Origin of the sequence: Shewanella piezotolerans WP3, assembly GCF_000014885.1 — a bacterium.
Taxonomy (GTDB): domain Bacteria; phylum Pseudomonadota; class Gammaproteobacteria; order Enterobacterales; family Shewanellaceae; genus Shewanella; species Shewanella piezotolerans.
In genome coordinates this window covers 3,816,044-3,841,961 of the sequence record NC_011566.1, presented here as the reverse complement: position 1 = coordinate 3,841,961, position 25,918 = coordinate 3,816,044, and the positions used below count along the sequence as shown (strand labels likewise).

The 25,918-nt window shown below is 43.2% G+C and carries 20 protein-coding genes and 2 pseudogenes; 15 read left to right on the top strand and 7 right to left on the bottom strand.

All coding sequences use genetic code 11. The features are described 5' to 3' along the window. Positions 1-82: 82 nt before the first annotated feature. Positions 83-1,726 (bottom strand): annotated as a pseudogene (locus SWP_RS23585) (L-lactate permease). A 671-nt stretch (positions 1,727-2,397) separates the two neighbouring features. After that, complete coding sequence (gene nadK / locus SWP_RS16185; RefSeq protein WP_143711205.1) at positions 2,398-3,276, bottom strand: NAD(+) kinase; 879 nt, start codon at positions 3,274-3,276, stop codon at positions 2,398-2,400. Positions 3,277-3,375: 99 nt separating this feature from the next. Here nadK and grpE point away from each other — a divergent pair, with 99 nt between their 5' ends. The 7 genes from grpE to SWP_RS16150 all read left to right on the top strand — a co-directional run bounded on the left by grpE (position 3,376) and on the right by SWP_RS16150 (position 10,140). Continuing rightward, positions 3,376-3,978, top strand: coding sequence for a nucleotide exchange factor GrpE (grpE, locus tag SWP_RS16180; protein ID WP_020913663.1), 603 nt, complete (start codon positions 3,376-3,378; stop codon positions 3,976-3,978). 217 nt (positions 3,979-4,195) lie between these two features. After that, positions 4,196-4,825 (top strand): hypothetical protein, encoded by a 630-nt coding sequence (locus SWP_RS16175; RefSeq protein ID WP_044556003.1) that lies wholly within the window; start codon positions 4,196-4,198, stop codon positions 4,823-4,825. Between the two features lie 21 nt (positions 4,826-4,846). Next, on the top strand, positions 4,847-5,890 hold the full coding sequence (locus tag SWP_RS16170; protein ID WP_020913661.1) for a hypothetical protein: 1,044 nt from the start codon (positions 4,847-4,849) through the stop codon (positions 5,888-5,890). Positions 5,891-6,402: 512 nt separating this feature from the next. Beyond that, entirely contained in the window at positions 6,403-6,894 is a 492-nt protein-coding gene (locus tag SWP_RS16165; protein WP_143711204.1) for a hypothetical protein, read from the top strand. Positions 6,895-6,916: 22 nt separating this feature from the next. Beyond that, positions 6,917-7,957: a hypothetical protein gene (locus tag SWP_RS16160; protein WP_020913659.1), complete on the top strand. Its 1,041-nt coding sequence runs from the start codon at positions 6,917-6,919 to the stop codon at positions 7,955-7,957. Positions 7,958-8,203: 246 nt separating this feature from the next. After that, entirely contained in the window at positions 8,204-8,434 is a 231-nt protein-coding gene (locus SWP_RS16155; protein ID WP_044556002.1) for a hypothetical protein, read from the top strand. A 179-nt stretch (positions 8,435-8,613) separates the two neighbouring features. Further along, positions 8,614-10,140 carry a hypothetical protein gene (locus SWP_RS16150; RefSeq protein ID WP_044556001.1) on the top strand — a complete coding sequence of 509 codons (1,527 nt, stop codon included), beginning with the start codon at positions 8,614-8,616 and terminating at the stop codon, positions 10,138-10,140. Between the two features lie 112 nt (positions 10,141-10,252). Here SWP_RS16150 and dxs read toward each other — a convergent pair whose 3' ends face one another. Genes dxs through xseB form a run of 3 tightly spaced genes read right to left on the bottom strand, consistent with a single transcriptional unit; the run spans position 10,253 to position 13,262 of the window. Then, positions 10,253-12,118, bottom strand: coding sequence for a 1-deoxy-D-xylulose-5-phosphate synthase (dxs, locus tag SWP_RS16145; RefSeq protein WP_020913655.1), 1,866 nt, complete (start codon positions 12,116-12,118; stop codon positions 10,253-10,255). Positions 12,119-12,140: 22 nt separating this feature from the next. Then, on the bottom strand, positions 12,141-13,022 hold the full coding sequence (ispA, locus tag SWP_RS16140) for a (2E,6E)-farnesyl diphosphate synthase (RefSeq protein ID WP_020913654.1): 882 nt from the start codon (positions 13,020-13,022) through the stop codon (positions 12,141-12,143). Further along, positions 13,023-13,262 (bottom strand): exodeoxyribonuclease VII small subunit, encoded by a 240-nt coding sequence (xseB, locus tag SWP_RS16135; RefSeq protein ID WP_143711203.1) that lies wholly within the window; start codon positions 13,260-13,262, stop codon positions 13,023-13,025. A gap of 714 nt (positions 13,263-13,976) precedes the next feature. Here xseB and pomA point away from each other — a divergent pair. The 3 genes from pomA to thiI all read left to right on the top strand — a co-directional run bounded on the left by pomA (position 13,977) and on the right by thiI (position 17,369). After that, entirely contained in the window at positions 13,977-14,744 is a 768-nt protein-coding gene (gene pomA, locus SWP_RS16125) for a flagellar motor protein PomA (protein ID WP_020913652.1), read from the top strand. A 4-nt stretch (positions 14,745-14,748) separates the two neighbouring features. Beyond that, positions 14,749-15,717: a flagellar motor protein MotB gene (locus SWP_RS16120; RefSeq protein ID WP_020913651.1), complete on the top strand. Its 969-nt coding sequence runs from the start codon at positions 14,749-14,751 to the stop codon at positions 15,715-15,717. Positions 15,718-15,914: 197 nt separating this feature from the next. Beyond that, complete coding sequence (gene thiI / locus SWP_RS16115) at positions 15,915-17,369, top strand: tRNA uracil 4-sulfurtransferase ThiI (RefSeq protein ID WP_020913650.1); 1,455 nt, start codon at positions 15,915-15,917, stop codon at positions 17,367-17,369. 225 nt (positions 17,370-17,594) lie between these two features. On the opposite strand, the gene SWP_RS16110 is transcribed toward thiI, so the two are convergent. Further along, entirely contained in the window at positions 17,595-17,825 is a 231-nt protein-coding gene (locus SWP_RS16110) for a hypothetical protein (RefSeq protein WP_020913649.1), read from the bottom strand. Positions 17,826-18,007: 182 nt separating this feature from the next. Between SWP_RS16110 and SWP_RS16105 the strand changes: the two genes are divergently transcribed. The 4 genes and pseudogenes from SWP_RS16105 (at position 18,008) to rlmM (ending at position 21,290) form a co-directional block, all read left to right on the top strand. After that, positions 18,008-18,919 carry a transcriptional regulator GcvA gene (locus SWP_RS16105; RefSeq protein WP_020913648.1) on the top strand — a complete coding sequence of 304 codons (912 nt, stop codon included), beginning with the start codon at positions 18,008-18,010 and terminating at the stop codon, positions 18,917-18,919. Continuing rightward, positions 18,900-19,628, top strand: coding sequence for an alpha/beta fold hydrolase (locus SWP_RS16100; RefSeq protein ID WP_020913647.1), 729 nt, complete (start codon positions 18,900-18,902; stop codon positions 19,626-19,628). Before SWP_RS16105 ends, SWP_RS16100 begins: the two co-directional genes overlap by 20 nt. An 82-nt stretch (positions 19,629-19,710) precedes the next feature. Then, entirely contained in the window at positions 19,711-20,097 is a 387-nt protein-coding gene (locus SWP_RS16095) for a DUF423 domain-containing protein (protein ID WP_020913646.1), read from the top strand. 107 nt (positions 20,098-20,204) lie between these two features. Then, positions 20,205-21,290: pseudogene (rlmM, locus tag SWP_RS16090) on the top strand (23S rRNA (cytidine(2498)-2'-O)-methyltransferase RlmM). 76 nt (positions 21,291-21,366) lie between these two features. Here rlmM and SWP_RS16085 read toward each other — a convergent pair. After that, positions 21,367-22,377 (bottom strand): isocitrate dehydrogenase, encoded by a 1,011-nt coding sequence (locus SWP_RS16085; protein WP_020913643.1) that lies wholly within the window; start codon positions 22,375-22,377, stop codon positions 21,367-21,369. Between the two features lie 400 nt (positions 22,378-22,777). On the opposite strand from SWP_RS16085, the gene SWP_RS16080 reads away from it, so the two are divergent. Further along, a complete protein-coding gene (locus SWP_RS16080; protein ID WP_044555998.1) occupies positions 22,778-25,573 on the top strand; it encodes an alpha/beta hydrolase family protein in 2,796 nt (931 codons plus the stop codon). Positions 25,574-25,918: the final 345 nt, after the last annotated feature.

Below are 25,918 nucleotides of genomic sequence, written 5' to 3'. Positions count from 1 at the left end.
CTACACACTTTTTATAAGAGTGGATGAAAGCCGTTCTATGCGGCTTTCTCAATTATTATTGTTATTAATTTTTAGCTTGGGACTAGAAACCGCCCCACAGCGCGGCAATTGTACCAGCGACTAAAGCATAGCCTAGTGCGACGGGCATGGTTTTACGAATGATCTCTGATTCGCGTCCTGCCATACCTACAACGGTTGCAGCAGCTACCACATTCATCACACACATCATGTTACCAGCGTTAGCACCAATACCTTGCATGGCTAAGATTAGCGCATGATTTGCACCTATGTTATCGGCAACACTGTACTGCAGCCCTGAAAACATCATATTTGAAAAGGTCGCTGAGCCCGACAAGAATGCACCAAATATCCCTACAATGGGGGAAACCCAAGCCCAAACTGCGCCCATGCTACCAGCTAGTGTGTCAGCCAATGCAACAGGCATAGAGGCAAGCCCTGAGGCGTTTTCTCCCGAGTTAAGGAAAATTTTCACCATAGGTACGGATGCACCTAACGAGATAATGGTCGGCACCATAGATTTACAAGAAACTGAAATAGACTCTTTAATAGCAGACGATTTCATTCTAAACAGGAAGAAGCCTAAGATACACACCAACACAAAGAACGCGCCGGGAGCATAAAGTGTTGCAAAACCCGCTTTTAGCTCTGTCCCCAGCAGGCCAGTCCAGCTGATATTAAAGCCCGTTAACCAAGCTTTAAGAGGTTCAACTGTACGTGATAGTACTAGCAGTGCGGCCATAATAATGTATGGAGACCAAGCCGCTACTTGCGAGAATTGAGTATCAGTGGCAACTTGTTTGCGCTCTTGGCCATCATTTTCGGCAAAATCATTCCAAGGCTCTTTTGGTAGTAGGTACCCTTTCTTAGCGACAGGGATCACAATTGCCATCCCGACAAGCGCACCAATTACTGATGGGAACTCCGGGCCTGCAAAGTAGTTAATCAATCAAGCTGGAATAGTGAACGACAGACCTGCGAATAGCGCAAACTTCCAGATAGCTAAGCCCTCTTTAAATGACTTATTACGACCAAAGAAGCCAGTAAGGATGGCGACCATGGTTAATGGAATAAGCGTGCCAGTGATTAAATCTATGGTGATCATGTGCATGGCAATAAACTGCGCGTAGTCGGCAAAGCTGCCACCGTGCTGAGCAATTTGTTCTGCAGCCATGTTGACACCGCCTTGAGTAAGGCCTTGGTCCATACCGAACAATACGGGGAGACCAATTGCGCCGAATGATACTGATGTTGAGTCAGCAATTAGCGCGACCACCGCTGCGGCAATCGGAGGTATACCCAATAACACTAATAGCGGGGCACCAATTGCCGCCGGAGTACCAAAACCTGCCGAGCCTTCAATAAACGAGCCAAATAACCAACAGATAATAATGACTTGTACGCGAGCATCAGCACTAATGTTGGTAAATCCTGCGCGAATAGTATCCATTGCGCCAGAATATTTAAGGGTATTAAGTAGGAAAACAGCACCAAAAATAATGGTCAATGGCGTTAAGGCTGAAAGCAGACCTTCAACCACAGAGGCGGCCAGAAAAGTGGTATCCATTTGCCAAACAAAGACAGCTGCCAGTCCGGTGAAAACCATGGAAATGGGCATTGCTCTTGATGCTGGCATCCGTAAAAGCACCAAAAACAGCATTACACTGATTATCGGAGTTAAGCTTGCGAGTAGTTGAATAAAGGTCATGCGAGCCTCGTTTTTATTAGGTGGCGAACTTCAATTGTGTTACCCGGCTATTGTTTAGTTTTTAATACAAGCGGGTTGAGGTGTGTACTAAACGTTAATTAGGCTAACGCTAATATGATCTAGATCAGTTTGTACCTCAATTGTGGTTGATAATGCTAGTGGTGAGATGCGCCGAGGTTTGTCAGATTTTTTGAATGTGATCCAGATCACGTTCACTTTTCTGCAAAATGCAGAAAAAGTTATATAAAAAGCTATTGACTGCATTTTTATGATAATTCGTCTGGTAAAACAGTGGGAAATAGTAAGTAGATAGCATTGTTTGATCTAATACTTTCGTTTCTTAGTGTTAGCTTTGGTTGCAGCAACAAAAGCTAAGTGTGATCTGGGTCGCAACTCTGGCGTGGCGCAACCTAAGCCTCAGGAAATAGTTAATGTAATCTGTTGATACTGTTGGTTTTGATTCTTTTTAGATGAGGTTTTATTATTACTTTATTAGTGATGCGTATTATTATTAATGCCGTGATTATGTAACCAATAAAGATGTTAATAACGGCATTAATGAGTGACTTTGGTGGCTGGAACATCGACTTGTTACAACACTGTTGTGATTTTAAGACGCTGCATAAGGGAGGGCAGAGCCTGTAGCATTACTACCGACTCTGAAGCCGAGATTAGAATAGCTTACTACCCCAGCCTAACTTGGTTCGTAATACATGGAAATAGTTGTGACCTTTAGGGTGGATTAACCTTAACGTATCAGCGCTACGCTTAACGATAATCTCATCACCAGGGAGCACAGATAAATTGACATGTCCATCACAGCTCACCTCTAAGTTGTCACCATTGTGTGGTGACACCACAAGTTTAATAATACTGCAGGCATCGACCACTATTGGTCTACAAGAGAGAGTATGCGGAAACATGGGGACTAAAATCATCGCTTCCAAGTTAGGTGTGAGGATCGCGCCCCCTGCTGATAACGAGTAAGCGGTCGAGCCAGTTGGCGTTGATACAATCATACCGTCAGCACGCTGGCTATACATGAATTTGTCATCAATATAGACTTCAAACTCAATCATATGGGCAATTTTGCCTGGGTGAAGCACGGCTTCGTTGACTGCGGTGTTACTCGACTTAAGCTCACCATGACGGTGCACCTCTGCTTCAAGCAAGAAACGCTGCTCAGTATCAAACTCCCCCTCTAGTACTTTTGATAAAGCTTCCTCAAAGGTGTCTGGTGGCAGGTCGGTTAAAAAGCCTAAATTACCTCGGTTAACGCCAATAACGGCGATATCAAATCTCGCGAGTACCCGCGCGGCGCCAAGCATATTACCGTCACCACCAACAACAATCGCTAAGTCACAATTGGCGCCGATCTCTAACAGATCAACGCTATGGGTATGTGAACCCACGTCACTTGCCACCCGCTCTTCAACCAAGACGCTGTAGCCTTGCATGGTTAACCAATGATGCAATCTCTTTAGGGTGAGATTGGTTCCTTCATGGTTAGGTTTGCCAATAAGTCCAATAGTGTGAAAGGTATTGCTCATATTTGTGTCAGATCCGGCTTTAGGCCTTGAAACCTCAAAATTGATCCCCATAATATGCCCAGAGCATGCAGAAACAAAGCATTTTTAGCTGGAGCAAAAATGAGCAACGAAACAAATAAAGCACAAGATAACCAAATTGATGAGCAAGTTGAATCGATTGTAGAAGGTGAGCTACTGACAGAAGGTAGTGATGAAGCCTCTTTAATGGATGAACTGACTCAAGCGAACTTTCGTGTTGAAGAGCTAGAGAAGGCTTTGCAAGAAGCGCAATCAACTGTGGATTCACAAAAAGACTCAGTGATCCGAGCGGCTGCTGAAGTGGACAACATTCGCCGCCGTGCAGCGATTGATGTCGAGAAAGCGCGTAAGTTTGCGCTTGAGAAGTTTGCCAACGAACTGCTACCTGTACTCGATAACATGGAGCGAGCGCTTCAGGGAACCGATGCAGAAGCTGAAGCGACTAAAGCGATTTATGAAGGCGTTGAGCTAACCGCTAAGAGTTTTGTTAGCGCAGTAGAGAAGTTTGGTTTAACGCAAGTTGACCCTCAAGGTGAAGCGTTTAACCCTGAGCTGCATCAAGCAATCGGTATGCAGCCAAGCACTGATTTTGCAGCCAATACTGTGATGATGGTGATGCAGAAAGGCTACACCCTTAACGAGCGTTTACTGCGCCCTGCAATGGTGATGGTGTCACAAGGCTAGTTGCCAAATAGGCTTACCCAATAAAGTGGCCAAATAGACTGACCTGATTAAAAAAGTTGAAACGCCAGTAAGTGAAAGCTTACTGGCATTTTTTATGCCTGAGCTTCTCGCTCAACATCACCATTCATCAGCTTATATCAGCTTATATCGCTAGGGAGGCGCTCTCACTATAGTTATATTCTGAGTCGTTAATTTAAATGAAAAGGACTTCAAAGTTATGCGATACAAAGCAGCCTATATGGTGCTAGGGGGAGTTTGCATGTTTACTTCGGTAGAACCAACTCGAACCATTGGAAAGGAATCTTGTACTATTAGTTCAACCGATATCATGCAATGGTCATTGTCAATGACCAATACAGTTTATGCCGGCACGGATGGAAATCATCGGCCACCCGATTCAGCTGAGCCAGGCGCAGAAGAGGAGATGGAAACAGTTGAAACAGTAGGGTTATATGATCCTCGTCGGGATATAGACTGGGAAGATGAATGGCGCAGTGACAGAGATGACGAAATAGATACCAGTGTGCATTCATCTGACAGAGGCTTACACCCGGATGGCCGACCGAACACCAGCAAGAAGCCGAAGAAAGAAACTAAAAAAGAGTGTCAGGAAGATCAGGAACCAGTGTCTACTTGTAGAGTTAATGTTGTAGACGCTTATAAAACAGATCTTGCTAATGAATGCTCTGGTCCTCCTTCTGTTTCAGTTGGTGTAGGTCGCGACATTGGGTTTGAAGTCTCCTATGATTTCTACGAGCCATGTGTCGAGACTGAAAAGGCGGACAGGGATTTGGGATATGAAGCGTGTGCTGACGATGAAGCAAAACGTGTTAACGCTTGCAAGTAATTGCAGTAAGGGATGAATAATATGAACAACAAGCTTTCATTTAGTACTTTAGCCGCAGCAGGGTTGTGCCTTGTCGCTAGCGTGGGCTTTTACTACTTTTATCAAACTGAGGAAACAGTTGTTAGCAGCAAACTGGACGTACAGTCGGCAAATACTGATGACTTGGCAGCGCGGCAAGCTAAAGTGGCAACGAGCAGAGCGATAACAAAAAAGGTTGCAACGCTTGCCGTTATCGAGCCAAGCGCTGCGCCTCAGCAAGCTGAAACTAGCGGCTTAAAGAGCTTTGATGAGGACTGGTGCTCAGCAGGTAGAGAGCTGAGCGAAGAAGATAATCGTCTGGCGCAGTCGCAACAAGCAGATTGGGATGAGTATCAAGGTGTTGGCAAGGTTAAGCCTGGCTACGCAATGAGCGATAGCGATGAACGTTACCCAGGTAATAGCTTCGTGGCTTCCTATCAAGAGCTGCCAAAGCAAGAATTAAGAGCACTGGCGGTGGCAGGTGATAAGTGGGCAATGGTTGCCTATATTCAAGAGCGGCACGGAGATACTAAGCTTAAAATCGATATTGCTAAGCAGTTGTTGGTCATGGGGGCAACTCATCATGCACTTCAATATATAGTGACACGGTCGATGATAGCGGCCAAAACGACTGACTCAAAAGAGGCGACTAAACAGGCTGCTACGGCGTTAAGTTACGCCTTGTGGGGCGTTGAGCATTACAGCACTAAAGGGTTGTTAGCATATTTTGCATTAGGTTCTGGCAGTTTCTTTGGTGATTATACCAAGCCTGATGTGCTGTTGCAGCATGCCGGTGTCAGTGTGCAGCAACAATATGATGCGCTTTCAGCATGGGTAGAGGAGGAGCGCGAAAAATTAGGCATCAACACGCAGCAGCCACCGAAAGCCGCCATCAGAGATTTTGCTGTATCTGTCGCTCATTATCGATACAAGTACCCTGAAAGTATTGAACTTATCGGCGGTTTAGCCATCACTGAAAGTGACCGATTTAACAATACCCCTTGTGTTAATGAAGGTTTGGCCGGTTTTATTGAAAGCTCACGCTAAAGTTTGAAGTCAGCGCTAATCGTTTAGCTGTTCAGGCTTGCAACTTAATGCCAGCACATTATGTTGCTGGCATTTTTTATCCCTGGATTAGAACGATATTACTCACTACCGTTTACCGCTGCATTTTTTTGCAGGCTGGAAATTGGCTAATTAACTTGAAAAGCATCGCAGCTCAAAGCGATTACGCTGTAACTGATAGTTGTGAGCATTTTAGCCACTTACTACACGGCAGCAGGTGACTAAGCACAATTGCTACGACATTAGTTTAATTTATCTTTTGTTATTGTTGGTAATACTATTAACGTATATTGCATGTTATTGATTGTTAATTATTTGTTGTTTTTTTTGTTGCTTATGTAGGGTGCCTTGGCTGATTACAGCATATCACTCACCGGTACGAGAGGAATTGAAAGCAATTTCACGGACACTGGAACGACGACAAGGAACGCAACGGAATGCAGATAAGCAAGATAGACAAAAAAATATTCAAAGTGGCTTTATTGGCTTTGGTGATGAGTAGTGCTAGTTTTTTAAGTTGGGCAGAGGGTGACAAACCCGGACCTACGACTCAAGACGGAGTTACGGTCGTGGGAAAAAGACCTAGCCCGCAAAAAATGATCATAGAGTCCTCACCTGGAAGAGATGGACAAGTCCATTCCACTAGTACTGGGGGCACTGGAGAGAACAGCAGAAACGAGCCTCCAAAAGAAGAGAAACAAGAAGAACCAGAAGAGGAAAAGGAAACCAAAGAGAAGTGTGAGGCGGATAGTGACACGAAATATGCTACTTGTAATGCTACCCAATCTGCAATCTACAGAAATACTCTGACACAATCATGCGCTGGACGAGGTACTGTTTCTGCAGGTGGTAATGCTGTATATGTTGAAGCTGGTGTATCCTTTGACTCTTACACCCAATGTAAAGACATTGCACAGGCTGACAGGAATAACGCCTTACATGTATGCACTGTATTTCAAACAAACCGTATTGCAAGTTGCCTATAGAATTTAAAACGGAATAAATTAAATGACAAATAAGCTTTTACTCTGGAGCCTCGTATGCGTTGGTTTATGCCTCATTGGTTTAATTATTTTTTTCGACTCTAATCAAGTAGAAGAAGCTGAAGGCATAAACAATCCTGCACTTGAATCGCTAAGCAGTGAAAGCTTAGCTGCTTACAAGGCAATTGAAGACACGGCACCTGCAACAAAACTTAGAGCCACTACTGCAGTACAGGCTATACCGCAACAAGCTAGTGACAAGGCTAGAAAGAGTTTCGATGATGCATGGTGTAACGCAGTAAAAGAGCTGAGCCCTGAGGATATTATTTTGGCTGAGTCGCAAGTTGCAGATTGGGATGAGTACCAAGGTCGGGCGAGTATGAAAAGTGCGAGTGAGATTAACTTAGATGATGCAAACCATCCAAATAATAGCTTTGTGGTTTCCTATCAAGAGCTGCCGAAGGCTGAGTTAAAAGAGCTGGCCTCTGCTGGCGATAAATGGGCGATGGTGACTTTAGTCCAGGAGGCGTATGGTGACAAGGAGTTCAAATATCAGATCGCCAAGCAATTACTGGTCGAAGGAGCTTCTTATTATGCACTTGAATATTTGGTTATACAGGAACTAAGTGCGGCTAAAAGCAGTTATCGACGCTCTGGTGATACTAAAGAGGCTACCGACCATATTATTAGTGCGTTGACTTACGCTTTTTGGGGAGTCGAGAACTATAATATTGCTGGGCTTAGTACTTATTTGGGAGTTAGCTCAAGAGGGTATTTTGATGGTTATATCGGGCCAGATGTAGTGTTAGCTCACTCAAGTGAACTTGTTAAGCAGCGTTATAATCAGTTATCTACATGGGTAGAAAGCGAACGTGAGATATTAGGTATCACTGCTTCGCAGCCGAGTAAGGGGGCTATCAACAACTTTGCGCTCAACGTGGCTATTCGACGAAACATGCACCCTGAACGAGTTGAGCACCTCAGTGAATTCAATGTCACTGAAAATGACCGTCTTAGCAGCACCCCTTGTGTTAGTGAGTTCATGGTTAGTTTGTCACAAGATTAACCGTTAAGCTTCACTCTAAAATCCAGTAGATTAAAACTGAATGCTAGCACATTATGTTGCTGGCATTTTTTATGCCTGAGCTTCTCGCTCAACATCACCAATCATCACCAATCATCAGCTTATATCAGCTTATATCGCTAGGGAGGCGCTCTCACTATAGCTATATTCGGAGTCGTTAATTTAAATGAAAAGGACTTCAAAGTTATGCGATACAAAGCGGCCTATATGGTGCTAGGGGGAGTTTGCATGTTTACTTCGGTAGAACCAACTCGAAGCATTGGAAAGGAATCTTGTACTATTAGTTCAACCGATATCATGCAATGGTCATTGTCAATGACCAATATAGTTTATGCCGGCACGGATGGAAATCATCGCCCACCCGATTCAGCTGAGCCAGGCGCAGAAGAGGAGATGGAAACAGTTGAATTTGTAGGGTCATATGATGATCGTTGGGATATAAACTATGAAGATGAATGATGCGTGTGTATCTGTATCACTTTATTGAAAATAGCTAAAGCTTAGCGTTGAATCATTGCGACTAACTGTAAGTATCTTTATGTTATTGATATAAATATATTTAATAGCTTTATTTTTAAGTTTGACACAAACTTACATCTGAAATAACAACCTGTATAAATATTTAAAGGACTAAATAATTGAAGACAATACATTGGTTATTGGCCATTGCGGTTACCTTTACATTCGGCTTTTGGCTAGGAGGATTCACTAGCATACCCTCTCCCGCTGAAGTGAGTAAAACCTCGGTACTAGGTGGTGATAACAGTGGAGAACTGGCAAGTATAAGTTACATGGAGGGGAGCGATAAGCTCGCATCTTGCAAACCAGACATCAGTAAGAATATTGCTAATACATATGCAGAAATAGAGCAGCTTTTACTGGATTTAGAAGAAAACCCAAAAAATAAAACAGCACACATAAAGCTTTACAGCATTATCAGTGAGCTTTCACTTACCGAGCTAGAAACACTATCAATAACATTAGATAGTAGAAACAAAGTGCAGCGCGATTTGTTACTGCCGTTAATAACGTCACAGTTAATTGAGCTTGCTCCCAGAAAAGTATTACCTTTTATTGAGCAATACAAGCCATTGCCCGATAGCGATCCTTATTTACAACATGTAAAAGCTGTTTTAGCAGCAAAAGATTCTGAGTTTGGCTTTGAGATCTTCGAAGAAGACCTTATAGCCGCTGACAGTGACACCGGTGTTCCTGCTAATCGTGAGTTTATTTCAATACTCGCTAAGCACAATCTAGAACTGCTGATGCATTTGCTTGTGCAGTATAAAAACAAAGAGATTGATATATCATCAGAACTTTTATCAATTAGCTACCGCTTAGAAACTAGTGATGAATTTAGCGGCTTTTATGATGAGCTACGCAAGCTTAACGATATTGGCTTACTTGCTAGCCCCCTTATGCAGTGGCTAGAAATCTCGCCAGATGATGTTTTTGCCAAGTTAAACCTGATAGAGGATGTTGATGAGCGCAAAATGCTTATCGAAGACGCCTATAATACTTGGATGTATGTAGACCCAGAAACGGCCGCAAATAAACGACTGGCTGATGCTTCTAACAAAAAATCCGAACTAACGGATATTTTACGTTGGTGGCCAGACGATGAATCTGAGCAGGCATGGGCTTGGTTGTCCCAACAAGATGGGATAGATATCAATAGTTTTAAAATACAATTGTTAGATGAGTTAAGTTATTCCTCCCCCGATTTCTTGCTAAAACATTTAGCCGACGTTCCATTAGATAATGATGAAAAAACATCCTTTAATCATAAAATATATTCAGGACTAAAACGACGTAGCAGTGAAGAAGCACAGCAATTTCTAACGACTTTATCTTTATCCAGTCAAGCAGACGTGCAAGCATTAATTGATGAAAAGGAAACGCCTAAGACCACTCCCCGAGAGAGTTATCGAGACAGTATCAATAAGGGATTCAATCAATATTTCCATTATAAAGAAGCCAAAGCCTTTGCTGTCGCTATTGACGATGATGGCGCGTTTTCATGGGGATATAGTGTTAACAGAAAAGATCAACAAAGTGCGAATAAAGCTGCACTAGAGATTTGCCAAAAAAATCGTCGAAAAAGTAAGGTCACTGACGACTGCAAAATTTATGCGAAAGGAGATAGTAAGCTATTTAATTTGTAAGTGACGAACAGGACTTAATATCGGCTAATCTAAAACCACAACGCTATAAAGTAAAAAAGGACTGCAATCGCAGTCCTTTTTTATGTCTTGTGTTGATTGCTGTTTAAGCCGTTTACGCTAAGTAGTCAGCAATCTGCTTTTCGATACCTGCGGCATCAAGCCTAAGTTCACTGATAATTTCATCAGGTGCGCCATGTTTGATAAACTCATCTGGCAAGCCGATTTGCAGCACAGGTTTTGGCAACTTAAGTGTTTGCAGTAGCTCAAGTACCCCTGAGCCAGCGCCGCCCATAATGGCATTTTCTTCAACGGTTACCAGCACATCATGGGTTTCAGCCAACTCTTTAATCAAGTCGACATCAAGCGGTTTAACAAAACGCATGTCGGCAACGGTGGCATCGAATGCTTCTGCAGCAACTAAACTATTTGCCAGTGTAGTACCAAAGTTAAGGATGGCTATTTTTTGTCCTTGGCGCTTAATCAAGCCTTTACCAATTGGCAGAGCCGTCATGGTTTCGACTTGCTTAGCACCTGTAGCACTGCCACGAGGATAACGCACTGCCGTTGGCCCCGCTTTATAGCAATAGCCAGTGTAAAGCATCTGCCGACACTCGTTTTCATCAGATGGTGCCATGATGACCATATTAGGCACGGTACGCATAAAACTTAAGTCAAACGCACCTTGGTGAGTTGGACCATCTGCGCCAACAATACCACCACGATCGATAGCAAACACCACAGGTAGTTTCTGCAGCGCCACATCGTGGATCAGCTGATCGTAACCACGCTGTAAGAAAGTCGAGTAGATTGCAACTACAGGTGTATAGCCTTCACAGGCAAAACCTGCACCTAAGGTGACCGCATGCTGCTCGGCAATTGCGGCATCGAAATATTGCTTAGGGAAGCGCTGAGAAAACTCAACCATACCAGAGCCTTCGCGCATTGCTGGGGTGATAGCTAATAGCTTTTCATCTTTCTCAGCCACATCACAAAGCCACTTACCGAACACTTGCGAGAAGGTTGGGTCGCTTGGTTTGCTAGCCGGCTTTTCAAAGGTTGAGGGGTCAAACTTAGGCACTGCATGCCAGCCGATTGGATCTTTTTCAGCAGGCTCATAACCACGACCTTTTTTGGTCATGATATGCAAAATCTGGGGGCCGCTGAGGTTACGCATATTGCGTAAGGTCTCAACTAAGGCGTCAACGTCATGGCCATCAATAGGGCCAATATAATTAAAGCCGAGCTCTTCAAACATAGTGCCAGGAACAACCATGCCTTTAAGGTGCTCTTCGGTGCGCTTCGCCATCTCTTTGATAACAGGCATGCCTTTAAGCACCTTTTTGCTGTTTTCACGGATAGTGGTGTAGAAACGTCCTGACATAAGCTGAGCAAGATGGTTGTTGAGAGCACCAACGTTTTCAGAGATAGACATCTCATTGTCGTTTAGGATCACCAGCATGTCGTTGTGTAGATCACCAGCGTGATTCATGGCTTCAAACACCATGCCGCCAGTCATAGCGCCATCGCCAATAACGGAGACAACTTTACGACCCGCTTGCTCTTTTTCAGCAGCAACAGCCATTGCTAGTGCAGCGCTCACGGAAGTTCCTGAGTGGCCAACACTAAAGGTGTCGTATTCACTCTCTTCGCGCCAAGGGAAAGGATGAACCCCCCCTTTTTGGCGAATAGTGTGCATTCTTTCGCGACGACCAGTAAGGATTTTATGAGGGTAGGCCTGGTGGCCAACATCCCAAATTAGTCGATCAAACGGCGTATTATAGACATAGTGGATCGCCACTGTCAGTTCGACAGTGCCAAGGCCTGATGCAAAATGGCCACTTGATTTACCCACTGACTTCAAAAGGAAACCTCTCAGTTCGTCAGCCAATTGTGGCAGAACGGCTTGAGGGAGCTGTCTCAGCTCATCAGGGGTATTTGCCTGTGCTAGCACAGGAAATTGAGAAATATCAAAACTCATATCGAGATTCTTTGTCTCTTATTTATACTCTTCGCACAATGATATAACGGGCGAATTCGGCAATTAACTGGCTATTGTATGGTAATTTAGCCAGCGCTGATAGTGCGTCCTCAATCAAACTTGAAGCAGTTTGTTGGGCGCCTTCTAAACCAAGCAACTTCGGATAAGTGCTCTTATTTGAATCTGTGTCAGAACCTTGAGGTTTTCCAAGCTCTTCGGTACTGGCAATAATGTCTAAAACATCGTCTTGTACCTGAAATGCCAGCCCTATGGCGTCAGCAAAATCGACTAAAGCTTGTCGTTCATCATCGTTAATCTTTGCGGCAATAATAGCAAACTCGACTGCGCAGCGGATTAGTGCACCCGTTTTGAGCTTATGCAGTTGAATAAGGGTGGCTAATTCTATCTGTTTATCTGTGGCACTTAAGTCCATCGCTTGACCGCCGCACATGCCACTGTAACCAGAGGCATTTGCCAAGGCTTTAACCATGGCTAAATTCTGTGATGGGGCAATATTTTTAATTGGCTCACTGATGATTTCAAATGCCAGAGCTTGCAAGGCATCGCCAGCAAGAATGGCTGTTGCTTCATCATAAGCGATATGTACAGTCGGCTGACCGCGGCGTAGTGCGTCGTCATCCATGGCGGGAAGGTCGTCATGGATAAGTGAGTATGCATGAACACATTCAATTGCTGCGGCACAAGAATCTAATGTTTCGAGTTTAACGTTTAGCATCTCGCCGATGGCATAAACCAAGAATGGTCGAATGCGTTTGCCGCCAATTAGGGCACCATGTTTCATCGCAGCTTTTAGCTTAGGATCGATATCGTCAAGCGCATCAATACGCGTCGCGAGAAGCTGGTTTATACGTTGTTGGTAGGTAACAAGTGACTCTGCTAACAATTACTCGCCCTCAACGTCGTAAGGCTTAAGCGTGTCAACACCCTCATCAGCCATAAGCACAGCGACTTTTTGCTGGGCATTTTCTAGTTTCCCTTGGCTATTACGCACAAGCTTAATTCCACGCTCGAATTGCTTTAATGCGTCATCGAGAGAGACATCACCGTGCTCTAAGTCAGCAACTATTTTTTCTAGTTCGGAAAGTGATTCTTCAAAAGAGAGGTTTTCTGGTTTTTTTGCCACGATGATCATTCCTAGAATTAAGCGATACACAAAGTATATCAGCAGGGCACAAGGGTCAAATTAAGCCGTTGACTATTTGCACAAAAGCACGTTTTCGTGTGAAAAAAGTCCACTTAAAGCATATTTATACCAATTGCATTAAGTATTTGACCAGTTCAGAGCCCCCTCAGTCTTTTCAATTCAAAGCGCTTTGGTAAAGAAATGGTCATTCCCTTTTAAGACAATGCAAAGCAGAAGTGGAAAGACTGAGGTGCTCACGAAGTGCGGGTTTCAAAACGTTGTATGCTTCATTATAGGATTTGGATATAGAATAACTATTAGCTCAAATCCCACTACTTGCCTACAGCGTTTTGAATTCCCGCTGAATGGTCAAACTTTTAATGCAATTGGTATTATTTACTCTATTCCATCAGCAACTTTTGGTAATCGTCTGTTGAGTGAATACGTGAAATATACATTTGGGATCTATTTTAACGGATTTAACGTAACAATTGCGGGAAATATCACTCAAGAGATCTTCACTTTGGTCGCTATATTAGGTGCAATGTTGAAAATGTGAGTGCTATTTAGCCGTTTATTTACGTGGTGCTTGCTGTCACGTTGCAAGCGTAATATTGTCGCTTATGGATTTTATCGACGCTAGCGTTTTTAGTTATTATTGTGAGCATTCAATTGTATTAGCAGCGTGATTATATTGGTATTTGAGGAGCAATTTTGGATTTAGCAACCCTAATAGGACTGATTGGTGCATTCGCGTTTGTTATCATGGCGATGGCAAGTGGCGGTGGGATAGGGATTTTCATTAACGTGCCCTCTATCTTGATTGTGATGATAGGTTCACTGTTTGTTGTGATGATGAAGTATAACCTCAAGCAATTTTTCGGCGCTGCTAAAATTGCCGCCAAAGCATTCATTTTTAAAATTGATAAACCTGAAGATCTAATTGAGCAGTCAATAACGATGGCTGATGCTGCTCGCAAAGGTGGCTTTTTGGCGTTAGAAGAGGCTGAAATTAGCAACAGCTTTATGCAAAAAGCGGTCGATATGCTGGTGGATGGCCATGATGGTGACGTGGTTCGCGACGCGTTAGAAAAAGATATTGCCTTGACCGAGCAGCGCCATAAAACTGGTGTGGGTATTTTTAAATCCATCGGTGATGTGGCGCCGGCGATGGGCATGATTGGTACGCTGATTGGTTTGGTGGGTATGTTATCAAATATGGATGATCCTAAATCCATTGGTCCAGCAATGGCGGTTGCTCTACTGACGACACTTTATGGCGCCGTAGTGGCTAACATGGTTGCGATACCGATAGCGGATAAATTGTCCTTAAGAATGGGCGAAGAGATGCTAAATCGAAATCTAATCATGGATGCAGTTCTGGCTATTCAAGATGGCCAAAACCCTCGTGTCATTGAGGGGTTCCTAAAAAATTATCTTTCTGAAAAAGCTCGCACAATAGATACCTTGGACGGGGCTTAGCTCCATGGCAAAGAAAGTCAAATGTGACTGTCCGCCACCTGGGGCGCCGCTATGGTTGGCAACCTTTGCCGATTTGATGTCTTTGTTGATGTGCTTTTTTGTACTATTGCTCGCATTCTCAGAAATGGATGTGATGAAGTTTAAGCAAATTGCCGGCTCCATGAAATATGCTTTTGGGGTACAAAATAAGGTAGAAGTTAAAGATATTCCTAAAGGAACATCGGTCATTGCATTGGAGTTTAGGCCTGGGAGGCCTGAGTCTACCCCTATTGAAATCATCAATCAGCAAACCAATGAAATGACTGAGCCTATGCTAGAGTTTCAGGAAGGTGAAGATGACAGTGCAGGTGGCGTACAGCAGCAACGTGGTGAGCAGCGTGGCGGTGAGTCATCGTCGACAGCCCAAGAGCAAGAAGATGCGCAAGCGCTAGCCAAGTCAACTTCAGAGTCTAAAAGTGAAGCCTCTAAAGCAGAAGCTGCTGCACAGGAAGAAATTAATCAGCAAGTTAAGAAAATGGCGCAAGAGCTCAATAAAGAGATTGTTGATGGTGCGATTGAAATAGAATCTCTAGGTCAGCAGATTATTATTCGAATTCGAGAAAAAGGCGCCTTTGCATCGGGTTCTGGTTTTTTACAGCCACGCTTCAAGCCAATTGTTAGACGAGTCGGTGAGCTGCTAAAAGATGTTCCTGGTATTGTGACCGTATCGGGACACACCGATGATTGGAATATTTCTAATGAGCTTTATAGCTCAAACTGGGATCTGTCGAGCAAGCGGGCTGTAGCTGTTGCCCATGAAATGATAAGAGTGAAAGGGTTTGATCAGCAGCGGCTCAAGGTTGTGGGAATGGCTTCATCGGCGCCATTGGTCGAAAATAACTCTCAAGCAAATAGGGCGCGCAATCGCCGTGTTGAAATCGCTATCGAACAGGGCAAGGCAAAAGAATCTGACGAGATCCAAGTCTCAAAATAGTTAATCTACCCTCGCGAGCAGATAGCAGCTATCGTTGCTATCTGCACTTCATTTAGGGGTTCCTCTGCTTTATATGTGACTTTCAACGTTGCAAAGACGAATATTCGCCGATAATGACAGATCAGATATACGCAAACGTGTCGGGATATTGTTATAATCCACCCATTGCTGTTTAAATTTGCCCCCGCGGAAGACCAATGAAATTTATCGTAAAACTGTTCCCTGAAATCATGATGAAAAGCAAGCCGGTAAGAATGCGCTTTACCAAAATGCTTGAAACCAATATTCGTAATGTACTTAAAAAAGTGGATGAGTCTGCAAAAGTACAACGTCAATGGGACAAAATCATGGTGATGGTGCCAGATGATAGACCTGATTTGATTGAAGCATTTGGCGAGCGCTTAGCTTGTATTCCCGGTATTGCCCATGTACTGCAAGTGAATGTAAGCACGTTTGAGTCTGTTGATGATATCTATCAGCAAACGTTAGCCGTGTATAAAGACCAGCTAGCTGGAAAGACATTTTGTGTGCGCGTTAAGCGTGCGGGTAAACATGACTTTAACTCGATTGAAGTTGAACGCTATGTTGGTGGTGGTCTAAACCAGTTTACTGAAGCTGCTGGCGTACGCCTGAAAAATCCTGACATGACGGTTAATCTAGAAATAGATAACGAACAGCTTTATCTCGTTGATAAACGTATTCAAGGTCTTGGTGGTTTCCCTATGGCGACCCAAGAGGACGTGTTATCGCTAATATCGGGTGGCTTTGACTCAGGTGTTTCTAGCTATCAGTTTATTAAGCGTGGTTCGCGTACTCACTACTGCTTTTTTAATTTAGGTGGCGATCAACACGAAATTGGTGTTAAGCAGGTTGCCTACCATTTATGGCAGAAATACGGTGAATCACACAAAGTTAAGTTTATCTCAGTACCATTTGATCCTGTTGTGCAAGAGATTCTAGAGCGAGTCGATAATGGACAGATGGGCGTTGTACTTAAACGTATGATGATGCGAGCAGCTGCACGCGTTGCTGACAAAATGGGGATCCAAGCTCTGGTCACCGGTGAAGCGATGGGGCAAGTCTCTAGCCAAACCTTGACTAACCTCAATGTCATTGACCGTTGTACAGAGCAGCTTATATTGCGGCCGTTAATTGCGATGGATAAGCAGGATATTATTAATATAAGCCGCGAGATTGGTACAGAGGACTTTGCTAAGTCGATCCCAGAGTACTGCGGCGTGATTTCACAGAAACCAACGGTGAAAGCGGTACTGTCAAAAGTAGAAGCAGAAGAAGCTAAATTCTCTGATGATCTCATTGATAGAGTGATTCAAGATGCTGTCATTATTGACATCAAAGAGATTGCAACTCAGATGGACACCAAAATTACTGAAGCTGAAACCGTTGCTGCAATCAGTGCAGATGAAGTGATTATTGATGTACGTGCGCCTGAAGAGGAAGAGAAAGATCCGCTAGAAATTGAAGGAATTGAAACCAAGACTATTCCATTCTATAAGTTAGCGACTCAATTTGCAGATTTGGACAAAGATAAGACTTACTTATTGTATTGCGATCGCGGTGTGATGAGTAAGCTACAGGCGCTTTATTTGCAAGAGCAGGGTTACAGTAATGTTAAGGTTTACCGACCTTAAAAGAGTAGCAGCTAAACTACTTGATGAAAAAGCGACTTAAAGGTCGCTTTTTTTGTGATGTTTAAAGTGGAATATTTTTCAATAGACACAAAAAAGCCACCCTTCGTAGGTGGCTTTTTTATATATTAATAACGAGACAGAGATGGTTTTCCATCTATGGCTTAACTTTATCTGTCGATTAAAGTGCCTGAGAGCGTCTCTACTGTATTAATATTTGTTAAGTGATTAGTCAGCGAGCTGAACTGTTTTAGTCGCTTTGTCTTCTTGCTGCTCTTCAGCAACAAGCATAGTGTTTAGCTCTTCAGTTAACTGTACCTGCATCAACTCCATGCTTTCTGCTAAGTTAGCAGTTAATGTCGCTTCAAGGTCAGTGGTATCAACAGCAATTTCATCTGCGCTAACAGTGGTAGAAGCTGATAGAAGTGCGATAACAAATACAGTTTTAAGGTTTAACATGTTCAATAGCCTCCAGGCTTAAATTTGGGTTTGTTAGACACTCCCCAATTACGTCGTAGAGGCTGTCCAACTAGTATCATTTTGTTGGCGCAAAATTTAACCAAAAACACTGGCCTTTACAAACGATAAAATGTAACAATACTCATTAGAAAAACTAATTAAAAAACGGGATCTCGATCACTATGGCCAGACGACTACCCCCCCTTAATGCGGTGAAGGCATTTGAGGCTGCAGCAAGGCATTTGAGCTTTACACGGGCGGCGGAGGAACTGTTTGTGACTCAAGCGGCAGTGAGTCATCAAATTAAGGCGCTTGAAGAATATTTAGGGCTAAAGTTATTCAGGCGTAAAAACCGCTCTCTTTTATTAACAGAAGAGGGACAAAGTTACTTTCTTGATATCAAAGATATCTTTACACAACTTGCTGACGCGACCGATAGATTACTCGCAAGAAGTGCTATAGGCTCCTTAACTGTAGCGACTTCTCCGAGTTTTGCTATTCAGTGGTTAGTACCTCGGCTTGCCAAGTTTAGTGAAAAAAATCCAGATATTGATGTACGAATTAAAGCCGTGGATGATGAGGATGGTTCGTTGACGGATGACGTCGATGTTGCCATCTATTATGGCCTTGGAAACTGGAGTGGAATGCGAGCCGATAAACTGCGTAATGAAGTGCTTATTCCAGTTTGTTCACCGATGTTGTTAAGTGGTCCTAAGCCATTAGAGAAACCAAGTGATCTTAAAAATCACACTCTGTTACATGATTCTAGCCGTCAAGATTGGCAAGCTTGGTTTAGACAATGTGGGATTACGGATATTAATGTGAACCAAGGTCCCATATTTAGTCACTCCTCTTTAGTGTTACAAGCTGCTGCTCATGGACAAGGTGTAGCGCTAGGCTACAGTGTACTCGCTAGACCTGATATTAAAGCCGGTCGTTTGGTATGCCCATTTCCTGAGGTTCTAGTCAGTAAAAATGCATATTATTTAGTTTGCCAGCAAAATCATGCAGACATTGGTAAGGTTGCGGCCTTTAGAGAGTGGATGCTTGATATGTTTGAAGAGGAGACTCGTAGTGAGCTCCTTACCGGATAGATTAAAGCAAGCTTACTTAGATGGGGCGATTTCAACTGCCGTGGAACAGCTAAGTGCCGATGAGCTGACCTATGATGCTAGCGAATACCTTTTAACGCCGCTAGCTGCTAATGATAAGCAAAACTGCGATACGCTAATTATTCTGGCTCATGGTGCGGGTGCAAATATGCAGCATGAGTTTATGGCGATGCTGGCTAGCGGCCTTGCTCAAGCAAATGCACAAGTTGTGCGCTTCAATTTTCCTTATATGCGTGCTAATGCTATCGATGGTAAACGACGTCCGCCAGATCGAGCGCCAAAATTGATTGCAGATTATGCCTTGCAATTAAGCATCTTAAAGCAGCATTTTAGGCCTCAAAGAATATTCTTAGTGGGTAAGTCGATGGGAGGACGTATGTCTGCCATTCTGGCTGAAAGCTTGTCAGTTGACGGTGTCGTGTGCCTTGGTTATCCCTTTATCCCGCTAAAAGGTGGTGAGCCTCGGCTTGACCCAATCGAGAAGTGCAAAGCACCGCTTATGGTTATTCAAGGCGAGCGCGATAAGTTTGGTCATAAAGGTTTAGTTGAAACCTGGCCAGCAATGGGAAAAGTTAAATTGCACTGGTTAACCGATGGCGATCATAGTTTTAAACCAAGAAAGTCGTCAGGTACCACGTTTGAGGCTAATCTAGCGAAAGCTATTTCACAGATCCAGACGTTTATAGGCTGACAATGCTTTGACGTCGTAGTGTCGAGCTAGCGTAAATTTAATCTAACTCACAGCATTAGGTTGATGAGGTTCAGGAGGCTAAATGCGTAGTGGTTTTTTATTATTGGCAGCGTTAAGTGGTTTTATGGCGGTAGCCCTTGGGGCATTTGGCGCGCACGGGCTTAAGAATGTTGCCTCTGCCGAGATGATAGCAATCTTCAATCTTGGAGTTGAGTATCAGTTTTATCATACCTTTGCATTGATTGTGGTAGCTTTCGCTGGCCATTGGCTTAAATCTCGTCTATTGGATTGGGCTGGTTATCTCTTTATGTTGGGTATTGTGCTGTTTTCAGGTTCGCTCTACTTATATGCGTTACTTGGCACTAAGTGGACAGGTCCCGTTACACCGCTGGGTGGTGTTTGTTTTCTTCTTGGTTGGTTGTTTATTGCTGTCGCAGTGTGGAGAAACCGAGTTAAAGAGCTCGATTAAACAGTACGGCAATATACTGGCAGTACCCTACTGGGCAGTAAAAGTGTAAAATAGCGGGCAGCAGTTTTGTTGGCCGCTATTTTTATTTGTTATCTTCAGGAAATTCAATGATAAACCTATTTTTATTTTGCCGTGCTGGTTATGAGAAAGATTGCGCGGCAGAGATCCAAGTGCGTGCCGCTGAGCTCGATATTGGTGGTTTTGTTAAAACAAACACCAATGATGCTTATGTGATATTTCAGTGTTTCCAAGCGGGTGATGCTGAGATATTAGCAAAGAATATCAGTCTCGATTCGTTGATTTTTGCTAGACAGATGTTTGCCGCTAAAGCGCTATTAAAGGGATTACCTGAACAAGATCGTATCACACCTATTGTCGAAGCTTTGGCTGATATACATTAGGCGGGTGAGTTACGAGTTGAAACACCTGATACCAATGAAGCAAAAGAGCTGTCTAACTTCTGTCGTAAGTTTACGGTGCCGTTAAGGCAAGCGTTAAGAAAGTCGGGTAACTTGTTGGAGAAGGAAAATCCTAAGCGCCCGATTATTCACGTCTGTTTTGTTGCCCCTGGCCAAGCTTATGTTGGCTTCTCATTAAGCAATAACAGTTCTCCATACTTTATGGGGATCCCACGTCTTAGAGTCGCAGCTGATGCACCAAGTCGTTCTACTTTAAAATTGGATGAAGCCTTTATTCACTTTATTCCTAAAGATGAGCAAGAGACCCGTCTTAGCAGTGGTATGAGAGCGGTTGATCTCGGTGCTTGTCCAGGCGGTTGGACTTATCAGCTGGTAAGGCGTGGTATGTTTGTCGCTGCGGTTGATAATGGTCCTATGGATGAAAAGTTAATGGAAACGGGTCAGGTAAAGCATTACCAAGCTGACGGTTTTCGTTTTGAACCGCCAAGAAAGAATATCACTTGGTTGGTTTGTGACATGATTGAAAAACCGGCTCGAGTGGCTGAGCTTGTTGAGGCTTGGGCGATTAATGGTTGGTTTAAGGAAGCGATATTTAATTTAAAGTTGCCAATGAAGGCACGCTATAAAGAAGTGACTACCATACTGGACACTATGGCTGATATTTTGAAAGAGAATGGCATTAAAGACTTTAGCATGGCGGCTAAGCATCTTTACCATGACCGTGACGAAGTCACTGTACATTTATGTTTAAAACCAGCACAGCCCACTTCATAAAGTTCGCTTAATCAAAAAGGCCCCAAGTGTTAAACACTTAGGGCCTTTTTAGTATGCATAGCGAAAGAACTTCTATCTACGAAAGACGCTCAATAACAGCTTGTGTGAAATCAGTTGTACCGTGAGTACCACCCAGATCGCGAGTTGTACGGTCACCTTCTTCAATCACTGCTGTGATTGCATTGCGAATAAGCTCTGCTTTGTCGCTCATGCCTAGGTATTCAAGCATTTGAATTGATGCTAGAACTACTGATGTCGGGTTCGCAAGATTCTTTCCTGCAATATCTGGCGCACTGCCATGTACAGCTTCAAAAATTGCAGCATCGCTACCAATGTTTGCACCTGGTGCCATACCAAGACCACCTACAAGACCGGCACAAAGATCTGACAAGATATCACCAAATAAGTTGGTGGTAACAATCACGTCAAAGATTTCAGGACTCATGACTAACTTCATACATGTTGCATCAACAATCATCTCTTCTGTTTCGATGTCTGGGTAGCGCTGGCTAACTTCGCGTGCGACTTTTAAAAACAGACCAGAAGTTGACTTCATAATATTAGCTTTATGGACGATAGTAACCTTTTTACGACCCTCTTTACGGGCTAGCTCGTAAGCAAAAGTCGTAATTTGCTCAGCACCTTGGCGAGTAATAATACTAGTCGCTTCAGCGGTTGCACCATCATCTGATACGGTTTGGCCTAGGCCTGAATACATGCCTTCGGTATTTTCACGAACAGTGATGATATCGATATTGTCGTAACGTGCTTGAGTACCTTTAAAAGATAATACTGGGCGCACGTTAGCGTAAAGGCTAAATTGCTTACGTAGGCTTACGTTAATAGAGGTAAAACCTTCACCGACAGGAGTCGTTAAAGGGCCTTTAAGCGTAATACGGTTTTTTTCAATTAAATCAAGCGTGCGTTGAGGCACTAGTTCACCGTGCTTCTCGAGAGCAACAAGACCTGCGTCTGCAAATTCATAGTCAAAATTACAACCCGCTTTATCAAGAATTTTTAGTGCTGAATCGATAATGCTTGGGCCAATCCCATCACCTGGGATGACGGTTATAGTTCTTTTTGTCATGGATAATCCTACCGCGCTGAGGCGTTACTGCAATTGTCTAACCATGTCTTAAGGACATAGCAAGTGATTAAAGGTCTGTTGCTAATCATGCTGCACTTGAAGAAATACTGGCTTCATCTGTGTTTTAGGTCATACCTGACGTGTAAACATCTGAGTCATATCAGCATTTATTCAAGGGCAACAGCTTCCATTAAAGGAGTAGCAACATCCCTTAGTATTATTTTCGTTTTGTGCGACGTATTTTAAACACTTTTAAACACTTTTCACAGGAAAAGGTGAGCAATCTCACGTTTTTTTCTGTAGGGTAACTTGCATAAATCACCGCTAATGACGATGATTGATCGTTAAAGGTTAAAAAAGTCTACTTTAGTCTAATAACTATATAAAAATGAGGAAGACCTTGAAGTCATTACCTATGAAATCTCTGCTGTTATTTTCGGCGAGTCTATTACCAGCAAGCCTCTATGCCGCGACCCATTCCATCACTCCTGACGACATCATGCGATTCGAATCACTCAGTAAACCTGTGATTTCGGATACAGGCACAACTCTGGCGGTTGAGGTTTCACCAGACAGAGGCGATAGCCGCGGCTTAGTCAAAAATCTGACCATGAAAAAAGAGTTTAGTGTAAAAGGTGGCAGTAAGCCAAAGGTAAGCCATGACGGTCGTTATGTTGCCTTTGTTGACAAGCAGCCTTTGCTGACAACTGAAATGGCATCAAAGAAGGAAAAGAAGAAACTTAAGTCAGGTATGGTATTAGTCGATACCAATACGGGCAAAGAGCTGCGTTATGAGCGGGTTAAGTCGTTTGAATTTAACGAAACCGGCTCACATATTGCCATTTGGTATGAAGCTGAAGGTAAGAAAAAAGAGACTAAAGCTAAAGACAGCGATGAAACAAGTAAAAATGACATTAAAGTTGATGATTACGACAAAGGTTCAACCGTTGAGCTTGTTGCACTTAATGAACTGAAATCGATTACTTTTAAAGATGTTACTGCATTTAATTTTGACAAGTCTGGTAAGCACTTTGCGCTTGCAATAAATAATGTCGAGGCTGACAAACATGAACTAAGGCTAGTTAGTTTAGCGAACAATAGCGCCAAAATAGTCCATAGTTTAAAACAGCAGCAGCTTGGAGCATTGGCCTTAAGTGACGACGGTAAGTACTTAGGTTTTACTTTCGGTGATGCTAAACAAGCGCCATTCGGACGTGAATACTCATTATCTCTGTTCAATATTGAGTCTGGTAGTGTTACTACTACACCGACATCAAAAGATTGGACTTTGAATCGTTACGCTGCATTACGTTTCTCTGATGACAGTCAACGCTTGTTTTTCGGACGAGTGCCACAGGTCAGCCAGCAAATCGAGTTAGCAAAAGTTGAAAAAGAAGTGGACCTGTATGATCAAAGAATCATCACTGGCCAACGAGCGCTGCGTGTTTGGCATGGTGAAGATCCTCGTATAAAGCCTCATGAAGTAAAACAGTATAAGAAAGAGCTTAAGCGTACTTATCTAGCAGTGCTGCATGTTACTGGTAATAATCTGGTGCAACTTGCAGATTTGCAAGTTCCTGATGTAAAGATTCAACAGCAGCAGCGTTATGCGCTGGCAAGTTCCGATTTACCCTATAGAAAGATGATCACTTGGGCCGGCTTTTATCGAGATTTTTATTTAGTCGATATCAATACTGGTCGTAAAATTCCGGTGTTGAGTCAACAGAGCAGTGGGTCAGAGCCTATTCTATCACCCAATGAAAAGTTTGTTGCTTATTACCTGCAAGGAAATGCTTTCCTATACGAAATTGCTAATGATAGGAAAATTAATGTTACTAAGAGCTTAGGGGTATCCTTTGCTGATGAAGATCATGATTATCCATCGAATGCGCCTGGGTATGGTTTTGGTCCATGGCTCGCTGATGACGCAGGGTTGCTTATTTACGACAAGTTTGACATCTGGCAGTTAAATACTCTTTCCCATGAGGCCTTCAACCTGACGGCAGGCAAGGGACGTAAAGAGAGGGTGCAATATCGTGTTACTGGTCTGGTTGACGATAAAGACAGCCCAACTGTATTGAGCAGTAACCAACAGGTGCTTTTACAGGGTTATAGCGATATCACCAAAGGTGATGGTTTTTATCAAGCGCAAATAGGTACTGCTGGAGTCACAAAACTTATTGGCGGAGATTACAAATTAAAGGTTTTAGCGCGCAGTAAAGATGCGGAAACGGTGGTGTTTTCTAAAGAGCAATATGATCTATTTCCTGATCTTTATACCGCTGACTATCTATCACCACAAACAGCAAATCGCCAGACAGATTTTGATAAGCAAAGACGGGCATTTAACTGGGGTAAGTCTGAGTTAGTGCAATGGACTAATGGTGATGGTAAGCCGCTTGATGGTGTGTTGATTAAGCCGACTAACTACGTTGAAGGGCAGCGTTACCCGGTACTCGTATACTACTATCGCTTTATGAGTGACAGATTACACTCATTCCCGCAAATGAAGCTTAATCATCGTCCGAACTTTGCTTGGTTCGCCGACAATGGTTATGCGGTCTTTTTACCTGATATCCGCTTTGAAGTCGGTTATCCAGGGGATAGTTCAGTACAAGCGTTAACTTCAGGGGTGCAACACCTGATTGATATCGGTATTGCTGATCCACAAGGTGTTGGGATCCAAGGACATTCTTGGGCGGGTTACCAAACTGCTTTTGCAGTGACTAAAACCAATATATTTAGGGCTGCAGTCTCAGGTGCCCCTGTATCTAACATGACAAGTGCATACAGTGGCATACGTCATGGCAGTGGTTTAGCAAGGCAGTTTCAGTATGAGACTGGTCAAAGCCGTATAGGTGAAAGCCTATTCAAATCACCGCAAAAGTACATCGAGAATTCACCAGTATTTTATGTTGAGCGAATTAACACGCCTATGATGATTATGTTTGGTGATAAAGATGATGCAGTGCCTTGGGAGCAGGGTGTTGAGCTGTATTTAGCGATGCGCCGCGCTGGTAAGGATGTGGTATTCCTACAGTATCAGGATGAACCTCATCACCTTAAAAAGTATCCTAATAAGCTAGATTACAGTATACGAATGATGGAATATTTTGATCACTACTTAAAAGGTAAACCTGCACCAGAGTGGCTTAAAGCGGGTGAAGCTTATACTGAGTATAAAAAAGCAGATTAGCGATAAGCGTTGAAAACAGCCGAGGTGTTTAGTTACCTCGGTTTTTTTATGCCTAAAATTAAACATAAAGTGACAGTGAGTCGCGCTGGAGTACTAAATTATACCAATCAGTATAAGAAGTTGATCTACTCATAGTGTTTTTGGCAAATTAATTCAAGGCGGGTAAATGACACAATGGTTATTCCTTATGAGTTTATTCAGCGCAGAAGTAACAAGCCAAAACACTCCTTACAGTCGAGTTTTAGCGGCTTTGATGCTGCGTTAATGAACTTGAATGTAGAATAACTATGTTCTTCATACATTGCCTTACCTCAAAGGTCGCTAAACTCTCGCTGAGCGATCAAA